Origin of the sequence: Coprococcus sp. HCN-4056, from assembly GCF_037892645.1 — a bacterium.
In the GTDB taxonomy this organism is placed as follows: domain Bacteria; phylum Bacillota; class Clostridia; order Lachnospirales; family Lachnospiraceae; genus Coprococcus; species Coprococcus ammoniilyticus.
In genome coordinates this window covers 517,077-529,059 of record NZ_JBBKBL010000001.1, presented here as the reverse complement: position 1 = coordinate 529,059, position 11,983 = coordinate 517,077, and the positions used below count along the sequence as shown (strand labels likewise).

Below are 11,983 nucleotides of genomic sequence, written 5' to 3'. Positions count from 1 at the left end.
TTATATCCCCACCAGCCTTCCCGCCAATTGCATCATCTCCGCACTGTCATATGCATGATCCGGTACAACGACCTGCTGCATCCGCATGACTACCTTCTGTAATTCCTGTTTCTCCAACAATCTTTGAAATGCCGCAACCTTTTCTTCTGCATACCCGCCATCCAGAACCGGAACAAATACATGATCGAACTCACCAAGTATCGTAATATCTCCAAGCACGCTGCCATCAATATCAAATACGATCGTTGTGTATCGTCCATATGCAATCAGCTTCTTTATGAACCAACTCACATCCGACCGGTTCAGTTCTCTGATATCCAGATATACTTCCGGTGACGCGATCATGCTAATCCCTCCTTCCACAACCACACTTTTATCCAGATATTCAAAAATCTGCCCTGATTGTATTCGGATCAAATATGCAAGCTCAGACATACCACAAGTCTTATCCGTTACTGTCTCCGAAGTTTCCTGCTTCCTTTCTCCATATGCTTCCATCCCGATATACAGCCCACCACGTACCTCGTCCATCAGGCAGATGCTTTTTGCCAGTCTGGTCTTACCCGACCTGCCGATTGGGGAAATAACTGCATAAGTCGCAAATAACTCCCATTTTCCTTCTGCCTCCTCCGCTTTTATGATCCGCAACACCCGCTTCAGTATTTCTTCCACACTCAGATACCGGTAAATTGCTTCTTTCTCCATCTTATCCGGTGCCTGCTCCGCCAGCTTGATCGTACAAATATTTTTTCCTTCTGGAAGTCCTACGATCACAGGCATCATGCTTTCTTCATACAACAGCGCATCTAATGTGTGCTCCTTCAGATAATTTTCCAATCGTTCTTCTGTCGAAAATGCCATTGCGAAGAATGGATTTCTTTTATCTGCATTAATGTAATTCATCAACCCGATCACATAGTTTGATTCCATTCCAACTATGCCAAGTTTTAACTGCCGCACTTTTTCCTCCTTTCCCAGCTTCTTTCTTCAAATATCAACCCCATTGGCAATACAACAGACATCCCAGTAATATTGCCATGGAAAAATGGATCTTATTCCTTCGGTGCCGTCTTCGTCTTCGATGCTTCAGCCATGGGATCCATACATTCTTTACCATATACAGCAAAGACAAAACCCCACCAAACAGAAACGAATACAGAACGATCCGCCAGACCTCCATTCCGATAAATGCACCAAGGGCTGCAAACAGCTTGATATCTCCGGCTCCCAGGAATCCAAATTGATACAGAAGGAACAGCAATGCAATCGGAAGGACAATACCAAGTACCACCTGTATGCCTCCCATTCTCCAGCCCTCTCTCTGGATCGTCACGAATATCCCGGTTTCCATCCCGATCAATACCAGCCAGTTCGGAATCCTCCATGTCTTGAAATCCAGAACTACTGCTGCACTTACCAACAGGATCATTAATGTCTTCTCAAAAACAAACGCTGTATCACTCTCCTTTTTTTCATTTTTCTGATGTCCTGCCATCAGCGTATCCATACGTTACCATCCCGAAAAAACATTGTAAATACGCAGAAAATAAACTAATTTTTACCATTCTTAACTTGACACAATCATTTAATATCTGTCAGTTTTGCACACATTTATCTATCCCTTTTCAGGCAACAAAAAAAGACCTGCCGTAACAGATCTTTTTCTGATTCTTATGTAATTTCTGAAGTTTGTGCTTCTTTTTGTCATATACGCATTTTGCAGATATTTATCTGGATTTTTGCATTTCTCTGACCTTATGCACTCACTACTGGGATACTTCTTCATTCTGCGGAACCGCTTCCGGCTGGGATGTCGGTGCAACTGCAGGTACGGATTCCTGTACAGGCCTTGCCTGTGGAGCAGGTGCAGGATTCTGCTGTGGTGGCATCTCATTCATCTGTGGTGCCATACCCTGTGGTGGCATTCCGTTCATCTGTGGTGCCATACCCTGTGGCGGCATTCCGTTCATCTGTGGATTATACATGCCCTGCTGTGGCATTCCATTCATCTGTGGTACCATACCCTGTGGTGGCATTCCGTTCATCTGTGGTGCCATGCCCTGTGGCGGCATTCCGTTCATCTGTGGATTGTAGCCTTGTGGTGGCATTCCATTCATCTGTGGATTGTACATACCCTGTGGTGGCATTCCGTTCATCTGCGGATTATACATACCCTGTGGTGGTGTCTGCTGATACTGATTGCCACTGTTCATGATACGGTGTTCCTGTTCTTCTACTTCTCTGTATTCCTTCTCCAGAGCTGCAATATTCTCTAATCCCTTTGCAGCACTGTCAAACAGATGCTTGATCTCCTCCGGTGCCTCTTCCTTGTTCAGGTTGTAATAATATCTTCCGATCTCTGTATAGATTCTGTCAAGATTGGAATTCTCAGATGAGATCTTGCCTTTTATCTTTGTCTTCTGTGCAGCACACTTTGTGCTGTCAACTGCCTGATTAGCTAATGACTTTGTCTTTTCAAATGCATTCTGAAAAAAATTACCTGCCATTGTCAAATGACCTCCTTATGTTAATCATCAATATATTTGTTCAATGTCTCAACAACATCGTTCAGATTATATGGTTTTGCTATGTAATCATCCAGTTTATTCTCAAGAATACGTTCCTTATCACCAAACATGGCTCTTGCTGTTACTGCGATAATTGGAAGTCTCTTTCTCTTCTCTTTCTGCTCGATCTCACGGATCTCCTGTGTAGCTGCGATACCATCCATAACAGGCATCTGTACATCAAATAACGCTGCATCGTAAATCTTCTGCTTGAAGAGTTCAACTGCTTTCTGACCATTCTCTGCAATATCGTAAGAGAAGCCTGCCATACCAAGTAACTTACCGATTACCTGCTGATTAACCGGTTCATCCTCAGCTACAAGGATTCTTGCCTTGCTGTGTGCATTGATTGAGAATACAGCCGGTTCTTCTTCCTGCTCAATCTCTACTGATGCATCATCCGATGCCTTTACAACCTTCATAGGTACTTCTACGATGAACGTAGAACCAATGTCTTCCTTACTCTGAACCTGAATGTTGCCACCCATCAGTTCAACGATCTGCTTTGTGATTACAAGGCCAAGGCCGGATCCACCATATCTTCTTGTATCAGAAGAATCAACCTGGCTGAAACGGATAAACAGCTTGCTCATGTTAGCCTCTGAAATACCAATACCGGTATCTGCAACTGCCATACGGATCTTAACCTTATTTTCCCCTTCCATATCCATGGATGCGATCTTAACACGTACACTTCCCTCTGACGTAAACTTGATCGCGTTTGATAACAGGCAGTTTAATACCTGCTGAATTCTCTGTCCATCGCCCTTTACCAGCTTTGGAATATTGTTTCCAAATGAACAGTCGAGCTGTAACCCCTTATTATTTGCAAGTGGTACCTGAGCAGCAACCGTCTCCTCGATCGCCTGTTTGATATCAAATGTTTCTTCTTTGATCTTGTACTTTCCTGCTTCCAGCTTACTGATATCAAGGATATCATTGATCAGTCGGAGCAATGTATCCGCACAGTTCTTTGCAGTTACAAGGTTATCTCTGTAATCTGCCTGAAGATCATCAGCCATCAGTGTAAGCTGGAGCATACCCAGAATACCATTGATAGGTGTACGGATCTCATGGCTCATATTTGCAAGGAACTCAGCCTGTGTCTTATAGGCTGCATTCGCATCAACAATTGCCTTGGACAATTTGTTCTCTGTATCTTTCTGATCTGTGATATCAATAACCACCATGTTAATGTAATCTGCTTCTGACTTATACATTACGGTGTTAAATACCTTCTGAAGAGATTCCATTGTGATCTCAACATCCATCAGATCTCCTTCTTTTGTTCCGGAGTTATTATATGCCGTAAACCAGGCGTTGATATCCTGAAGAACCTCGATCTTGCTTTCTTTCAGGTTCTTGCCGGTGTAATCACTGACATCCAGCTTGAAATACTCACCAAAGATCTCGTTTGCATCTACGATCTGATAACTGACACCATTTACAGGATCATCTATGATCTTTGCCTGTGCAAAACCGATCGGCAGGTTCATAAATAACTTTTTATATTTATCTCCCTTTCCGCCACTTCCACTCGTACCGTCACCACAGACGATGAATACTCCTCCAAATGTTACAACTGCAGCAAGTATTCCAACGATCAGAGCACCCACTCCTACACCTGCAACACCTAAGATACCTGCCAGAAGACCAAGTACCGCACCGGCTGCTGCGACCGGTTTCCAACCCAACTCCTTAATTTTCTCCATTGATGCACCTCTATTTCTACTTTTTTGAATCTAATACTTTGACTCCACATGTTATTATATTATAAATGAATGTTAAGGTCAACGAGATGATAAAAAAACCTATAGATTTTTCATAAAATCTATAGGCCTTTTTTGATATTTTTTACTAGATATAACTAATGATCTGCTTACACTATCTCCAGGAATCTGGCAGATATAAACAAATTTCAAGGTTCCATATGCCATGTTTTTTATATATGTTATACATCTGTCAATTCCCAGTTCATAAAAGTGTACGCATTATGGTTGTACTGCCTGTTCTTTATTTTGGATCATCATCAAATACATCCTTCAGGATCTCATCTACATGCTTATAATAATCATCATCTAAAGCCTCCGGTTCTGTCTGCTCCACCGCTTCATCTACTGACAGGCTCCGGTCGTCCGGTTCTGGCAGATCACTTGTTGCATCCGACTCCGTTTCATTTATGCCGGCACTCTGTGTTCTGCGTTTTCTCCTGCCTGATGCGTTCTCCACCTTCCGGTTCTGAAACTGTCTTCTTCCACACAGGAAGCCAAACAGCAGCCAGCATGCAAAGGTAAAGATCAGTCCGAGTTTCAGACCCGGTGGAAAATATTTGAATTCGATCACATGGTCACCCGCGGCAAGCTTCAATGCAATAAATGCATTTCCAACCTTGTCAATCTCATATTTTTCGCCATCGACATATGCTGTCCATCCGGCATCATATGGGATCGATGTGAACAGCAGTCCCGGATATGAGATCGTAATATAACCCTTCACATATCCATCTTCCATCTTTCCGATAAGAAGCTGCTGGCTCTGCAGGATATCATATGCCTGAAGGAAGGATTCCCAGTTCATATCTGCAACGATCAGCCGGGCAGTTCCTGTATTTGCCTGGGTATCGCGGAAACAATACTCAACCGTTACCTTCTGTCCCTTTACCAGATGTCCGACATGATAGGTCTGATTCTGAAGTCTTTCATAATTCTTCTCTTCATTGTCAATATAGATACGAACCTTGTTGATACCGGAGCAATTCGCCATGATATAAATATCATTCGTCTCATCCGTAATATCAAAGCTCAACTGGAAGTTACAGGTGCTGCTATCAGTACGCTTGTATGAATAATACTCACTCAGATCTCCCTGACGCGTTACTTCACAGTTATCACTGTATGTGGATACCTCCGGATATAATTCAGAGAATACTCCCGGCACACCGGTAGACAGCTTCACAAACTGGTTCAGCGTCTCAAACATATTTCCGATATCGCCATCATAATCCAACAGATCATTATTGACCATATAACCAAGGCTCAATGCATACGGATTCTCGTATAACCGTATACCATCCACCTCATTTACATAATTCACATCAAAATAATTATACTCGCCATCCCTCTGAAGCAGATATTTTATACCAAGCAGGGAATTGGATACTGTATTTCCACCATCAAACAGAAACTCATTTGCCCCTGTGTAATATCCCAAATCATGCATCATATCAACCAGATCTGCAGATACTGTCGATCCAAACAGACAGACGCTTTTCAGATTATAAAAGGTCGGTTCGTCTACGATCTTTGTATTCATCATCTCTACCCGGTATGGCTTATCCTTGCAGTCCAGATAATCAATTGCATTCCGGATCTCCGATTCCAGACCAAAATACTGACTGATATCTACATAACCATTGCTGTCATATCCCTTAATTCCATTGATCGTTGTCTCAACCAGACAGACAATCAGAAGCACATAGGATATGATCCGTTTCCACATACCCTTCGTCAATGTGAAGCCGACCATGCATACTGCGTATGCTGTTATAAAGATCTCTGTCCATAACAAGGTTTCCTTTTCCAGTGTACACTTCTTTGTCGCCAGGATCAGGAATGCATATCCACAGGCAATCCCAAGCATAACTGACAGGATATCCTTCTTCTGAAGCTTCATCAGCACTTCACAACACATGGCAAGTAGCAGGAAAATGAACAGAAATGAAAAACGATTCGGGATTCCATACTGATCATGGAAGCCATGCCAGATATAATTCAAAAGCTGGTTGTTAAAGCTTGCAAATATAACTACAAGTATGATCACATTTTTAACCTTATCCCACAGCTTGATCCTACGGTTCAGCAGATATACAAACAGCAGAACAAAACAGATCGTTCCACAGTATATATTCAGCCCGCCGTCAAATTGCTGGTTCTTGATCGGCTTTGTCAGATAAAAAAGCTGTTTGATCTGATCCCAGATGCTTCCATACCATTCTGCTTTCGGAAATACACGGTTTGCCGAAGCGGTTGTATTCAGTCCAAGGTACGCCGGGATCAGAAGAAATGCTGCCATTCCGGCCGCCAATAAGGAACAGCCCGCTAAACGGAAACCATCCGTAAAGAATTTCTTTATGCTCTTATGATTGGTCAACAGGAATTCCATAACGAGGAAAATACAGATCATGAAACAAATATAATAATTACACATCAATCCATAGAACAGGGACAGCACATATAACTTATAATTCCCGGTTTCTGTCATCCGTTCAAAGCCCGCCATAATAAGCGGAAGGATCAGGATGCAATCCATCCACATTAAGTTCCAGGAATAACCAATAATATAATTGCTTAATGCATATGCCGTTGAAAAGATCAGAATCACTGCCTGATATTTCCCCTGTTCCTCACATTTTTCCCGCATATAATAAGCAAATGACATACCGGATAAAATGATCTTGATTCCGATAAACAAGCTCATCGCAATATAGATATGCTCCTGCTTGAACAATACCACAAGGAAATTGATCGGGCAGGCAATATAATAGGCAATGATCGACAACATATTGCTTCCAAGACCGATATCCCAGGTATAAAACAGACTTCCTTCATTTTGAAGCTTATCATAATAATCAGAAAAAAACGGAAGGTACTGATGCAGGCTGTCCACCATGGTCAGACTGTTCCCGCCAAATGGTCCGATCTTTTCTGCTATCCATACTCCCAGCAGGAAACAAGCCGGAAGCAGTCCGGCAAGAAGAATAATATAGTTTTTCTTCATAAACAACCGTATAGACAGCTTTTTTTTCTTAAAGACGAAACATTTGCCAAATACATAATTGATCACAACTACAAAGAACTGAATAATGATCTTGGATAAGAATTCATTACAGCGGAAGGAATCACATAACAGATTCGTTCCAACTACTTCGACCAGCATGGCAAGAAGCCTGGTTCCGACAAAGGATATAAATTCCCGGCTTAAAGTCACGGCATCCTTCTTACTACTCTCCGTAAATACAAAAAACTTATTTGCAAAAAATGCAAACAGGATCGCCAGCGATATCGCTATGACATTCGCTCCGCTTCTGGATAAGCCGGTGAACATCCGCAGAAGATAAAATGAAACGATATTTACAACTGTCGTGGCTCCACCCGCTATTACATATCTTACAATCTCTTTTTTTAATAACTTCTTTATTGTGTCCATAACTATAACTCTCTTATATCAGTGCAGCCGAACAGATACCCCTGCCGGCTGCATGTTCATGTGTGTGCATTCTTTTTTTATTTTGTATTACCCAGACCTGACAGCAGATAGATCAATGGAGAATTCCAGTAGATTGTTATCTCATTACAGGAAAATGACTGTGCATTGTCTGCATAGCGGCTCTCCGGTGCTTTGCCCAGAAGAACAGCCTTCGCATATGGATCTTCCAGATTACTGTCTGCTCCGCCAACTAACATACCCGGCATTGCTACATCTAATACCTGAGATGGTCTGTGGTGTGGATGAAGCGGAGTTCTTGTACCAAAGCCTGTTACATAACAATAGCCGACTGCATTTCTTCCAAGCAGGTAATCTCTCTGATAGGAAGCATATTTTACATAGTCTGCATCTGGCTTCAGCTTGTTTGCCATCAGAAGTAACATTCCCTTATTTGCAATGTTCATATTACTTCCCCATGCAAATGTCTTAGTTGGTGATACCCATACGCCAAAACCATTGTCTTTGATCTGTTCTACCGTCTTATCTACTTCATTGAAGAACAGTTCGTTTGCCTTAGCTGAACCGCCGTCATACTTAATATAATCGTACAGGGCATAATATCCGACATCTGCCCATCCAAGTCCGTAGTTTACAATATCGTCGCCCTCAATGATCGCATCGACTGCTTTCTTATAGGAATCATCTCCGGTTGCTGCATACAATTCTACTGCTGCCCAGATTGCTTCATCACGGAAAATGGTATCCGGATATTCACCTGTTACAATATCATCCGGATTGGAGAATCCGTGCGCATCCATGTTGCCACTCAGATATTCGTATGCTTTCTTTGATGCTTCCAGACATTTTGCTGCAAAATCTGCATCGTATTCTTTATACAGAACAGACGCCTTTGCCATAACAGCTGTAAAATCTCCGGTGGCTGTATTTGAGATCGGACATGCGATCAACTGTGCCGTTTCTTTCTCCGGCATAACTGTCTCAGGAAATACATCACAGGTTACCTTGTGATATACACCACCATTGTCATCCTGCATTTTAAGCATCCAGTCCAGTTCATATCTTGCTTCATCTAAGATATCCGGAACACCGTTTCCGCTTTCCGGAATACCAATATCATCTGCCTTGTATTCATTATCCTCGTATGTCATAAACAGATCCTGTACCGTCTTGGCACCGGATACAACATAACGGCCATAATCTCCGGCATCATGCCAGCCGCCTGTCACATCAATCTTCTTATCAGTTCCGTATACAACCGCTTCTCCTGTATGGCAGGCAGGATGTGCAAATTCGCCTGCAATGCTGCTGTCAAGTTCTACTCCACAACGCTGGTTATACAGCATCAGTACAACATCCTTATACAGGTCACCATAGATATCATCACCAATCTTGAACTCTGCGGATTCTTCTCCATCATCTGTCTTGATCTTATAGGTTCCTGCATCCTTTACGGATGAGAAATCTGCCTGCTTGCAGAACATCTCTGATGGTGGATCGTAGGTAGCTTCTTCCGGCAGATCTGCTGAATATACGGACTTGTTTGATGTTACATCTATTACTTCAAATGACTTTGCATTTTTTCCGATCACAGTAGCAACCTTGGAATCGCCGGTCAGATAACCAACCTGGTTCACATTGATAGCCATAGGATCCGGTGTTGCTTCTACCTGCTGTGCGCCGGAAGCATCAACTGCCTCTAATAAGATATTATCAAAATAAATATTATGCTCTGCTTCGTCTCCGGTCATACCTTCCTGCTTTCCCATATTAAAGCAAAGACGAGGTGCAGGATCGGAATCCTCTTCCATCGTAAACTGTGCTGTAATGTGCTGCGTCTCCGGTCCGATCGTGATCACATCACTGGTATATGCATGATAATCTCCGCCATTGATCTGTAATCTCCATTCGATCGTACGCTCAATATCGCATCTTACATCAAAGGAATATTCATAAACGCATCCCTGATACAGACGAAAGCCATCGTAATAGATCTGGTTTGCATAATCCGCACTTCCTGTCTTTTTGATGTTGATGTGAAGCTCTCCATCCTCATTGGTCATTTCTTCATTTCCACCATTCGTATAGGTGTGGAAACCATCCGTATCCTTATCATCAAAATTGATATTGATGACTTTATCACCATCTGAAACACCCAGTGCCTCTGTTGTTGGCTCCTCTGTTTCCTCTTCGGTTGCCTTCTCCGTTGTCGTTTCTTCTTCCTCAGTGGACTCGGCTTCCGTCGTAACCTCTGTCGTCTCACCATCTGCATTTTTCTTTGTACCACCACAGCCTGCAAGCAGTGACATGGTCATCGCCGCAGTCAGACAAAGAACAGCGACTTTTTTCATTTTTCTCATGTTTTATTATCCCTCCATATTTTCTTTATGTACGATACCTTCTCAACTGTACATATATTTATAACACGTCGCCTCCCGGCTCCATATGTCTTTCACTTTTATACCATAACAATTAGCCAGCTCTTACTGCTCCGGATATCGCACGACATCCTGATACCGCATATGTCCGCCAAAGATATCAAGTGCGCTTCCAATTGTAAAATCAACCCGGTTTCTGCCAAGCAGCTTCAGTTTATCCAGATCCTCAAAGGACGCGATCCCGCCTGCATAGGTCACAGGGATCCTGCCCCAGTTTCCAAGCAGCTCGGCAATATGTGTCTCGATTCCGGACGCCTTACCTTCCACATCCACCGCATGGATCAAATATTCATCGCAGTAACCGGCAAGCATATCCAGTGTTCCTTCCGTCATTTTTACCTTTGTGAACTTCTGCCAGCGATCTGTCACTATATAATAACCATCCTCGCATCGTCTGCAGCTCAGATCCAGTACCAGATGATTCTTGCCAACTGCCCGTCGGATGGCTTCCAGATTGTCATAGTTGATCTCTCCATTTTTAAATACATACGATGTAACAATCACATGGGATGCCCCCATGTCAAGAAACCGTCCGGCATTTTCCGCATTGATACCGCCACCGATCTGCAAGCCTCCCGGATATTCCGTAAGTGCCAGCTCTGCCTGATAGCAATCCTCCTCATAATACTCGCTTCCCGCCGGATTCAACAGGATAATATGTCCACCCTGTATACCCGCATCCTTATACATCCGGGCAAATGCTGCGCCATCGTACTCAGATACAAAATTCTCTTTTGCAGCATTTCCTTCATCCTGAAGGCTGCTGCCAACGATCTGTTTCACTTTTCCATTATGTATATCGATGCATGGACGAAATCTCATATTTTCTCCCAGGCAATATGCCTTTTTTCATTTTTATATCGTTACAATGTCTGCAAATACAAAGTGTCCGCAGACATTGTTTATTCTAACACAGAACCTTCTATAATCCAAGTGTCATATAAAAACCTGCGGCAGTTGTCCATTTCATGCAGACTCAGATCATGACTCATAACTTACACAAATAGAAAAGGCCGATGCAAGCTCATCGACCTTCTCCTATACATATCACTCCGACATAGACCTGTTCCACGCCAGCCTCCTGTAATGCTTCTGTACATGCCTGCACTGTCGCACCTGTCGTATAAATATCATCTATTAATAAGACCGTCTTCCATTCCGCCGGAAGTGCCCGGACCTCTAATGCCTGTTTTATATTATTTGCACGTTCAAGCGGTGATAATTCCTTCTGTGGTGTCGTATCCGACACACGGAGCAAATGTCCGTTATCTACCGGAATATCCAGTCTCCGTCCTACCACATCTGCCAACAGCTCCGCCTGATTATATCCCCGTTTCCGTAATTTACTTCTGTGAACCGGTACGGGCAAAATGATCTGAAGCCGTTCTGCAAGTCCCGCTTTCCGGATCCGTTCTGCAACAAGACTTCCATAATATTCCACATATTCCCGTTTATTGTGATATTTGATCGCGAGCACACTGGATGCGACCGGTTCCACATACCGGAAGACCGGATATGCCCGTTCAAAACTCCGGATATGCGTCCTGCAGTCTGCACAGTATTCCAACTCCTCGTCATCCAGACTTTTTCCACATTTCATACATGTGGGTTCTGTCACATATGGCAGCAACTCATGTTTTCCGCAGATTCCTTTTGCACCATACGGCATAACCTCATCACAGATCGGGCATCGTCTTGGAAATACCAGATCTATCATTGCCCGGTTCCATTTGTTCTGTATCTGCATATATAGCC

The 11,983-nt window shown here is 43.1% G+C and carries 8 protein-coding genes; all 8 read right to left on the bottom strand.

Going from position 1 to position 11,983, the window contains the following annotated elements:
- Window positions 1-960 (bottom strand): hypothetical protein, encoded by a 960-nt coding sequence (locus tag WKT03_RS02210; RefSeq protein WP_021943392.1) that lies wholly within the window; start codon window positions 958-960, stop codon window positions 1-3.
- Between the two features lie 34 nt (window positions 961-994).
- Complete coding sequence (locus WKT03_RS02205; protein ID WP_021943391.1) at window positions 995-1,507, bottom strand: A24 family peptidase; 513 nt, start codon at window positions 1,505-1,507, stop codon at window positions 995-997.
- 259 nt (window positions 1,508-1,766) lie between these two features.
- On the bottom strand, window positions 1,767-2,507 hold the full coding sequence (locus WKT03_RS02200) for a hypothetical protein (RefSeq protein WP_021943390.1): 741 nt from the start codon (window positions 2,505-2,507) through the stop codon (window positions 1,767-1,769).
- A gap of 20 nt (window positions 2,508-2,527) precedes the next feature.
- Window positions 2,528-4,279: an ATP-binding protein gene (locus WKT03_RS02195; RefSeq protein ID WP_117784693.1), complete on the bottom strand. Its 1,752-nt coding sequence runs from the start codon at window positions 4,277-4,279 to the stop codon at window positions 2,528-2,530.
- Between the two features lie 301 nt (window positions 4,280-4,580).
- Window positions 4,581-7,772, bottom strand: a complete 3,192-nt coding sequence (locus WKT03_RS02190; protein ID WP_117784692.1) for a GtrA family protein — start codon at window positions 7,770-7,772, stop codon at window positions 4,581-4,583.
- A 77-nt stretch (window positions 7,773-7,849) separates the two neighbouring features.
- Window positions 7,850-10,150, bottom strand: coding sequence for a glycoside hydrolase family 9 protein (locus WKT03_RS02185; protein WP_021944006.1), 2,301 nt, complete (start codon window positions 10,148-10,150; stop codon window positions 7,850-7,852).
- 123 nt (window positions 10,151-10,273) lie between these two features.
- The gene (hisA, locus tag WKT03_RS02180) at window positions 10,274-11,050 is read right to left on the bottom strand and encodes a phosphoribosylformimino-5-aminoimidazole carboxamide ribotide isomerase (RefSeq protein WP_021944007.1); all 777 of its coding nucleotides are present in this window, start codon (window positions 11,048-11,050) and stop codon (window positions 10,274-10,276) included.
- Between the two features lie 202 nt (window positions 11,051-11,252).
- On the bottom strand, window positions 11,253-11,975 hold the full coding sequence (locus WKT03_RS02175; RefSeq protein WP_117784691.1) for a ComF family protein: 723 nt from the start codon (window positions 11,973-11,975) through the stop codon (window positions 11,253-11,255).
- Between the last annotated feature and the right edge of the window lie 8 nt (window positions 11,976-11,983).

Coding starts and splice junctions, on each gene's coding strand:
- WKT03_RS02205 (WP_021943391.1), bottom strand. CDS start 1,507: ATGGATACGCTGATGGCAGGACATCAGAAAAATGAAAAAAAGGAGAGT.
- WKT03_RS02200 (WP_021943390.1), bottom strand. CDS start 2,507: ATGGCAGGTAATTTTTTTCAGAATGCATTTGAAAAGACAAAGTCATTA.
- WKT03_RS02195 (WP_117784693.1), bottom strand. CDS start 4,279: ATGGAGAAAATTAAGGAGTTGGGTTGGAAACCGGTCGCAGCAGCCGGT.
- WKT03_RS02190 (WP_117784692.1), bottom strand. CDS start 7,772: ATGGACACAATAAAGAAGTTATTAAAAAAAGAGATTGTAAGATATGTA.
- WKT03_RS02185 (WP_021944006.1), bottom strand. CDS start 10,150: ATGAGAAAAATGAAAAAAGTCGCTGTTCTTTGTCTGACTGCGGCGATG.
- hisA (WP_021944007.1), bottom strand. CDS start 11,050: ATGAGATTTCGTCCATGCATCGATATACATAATGGAAAAGTGAAACAG.
- WKT03_RS02175 (WP_117784691.1), bottom strand. CDS start 11,975: ATGCAGATACAGAACAAATGGAACCGGGCAATGATAGATCTGGTATTT.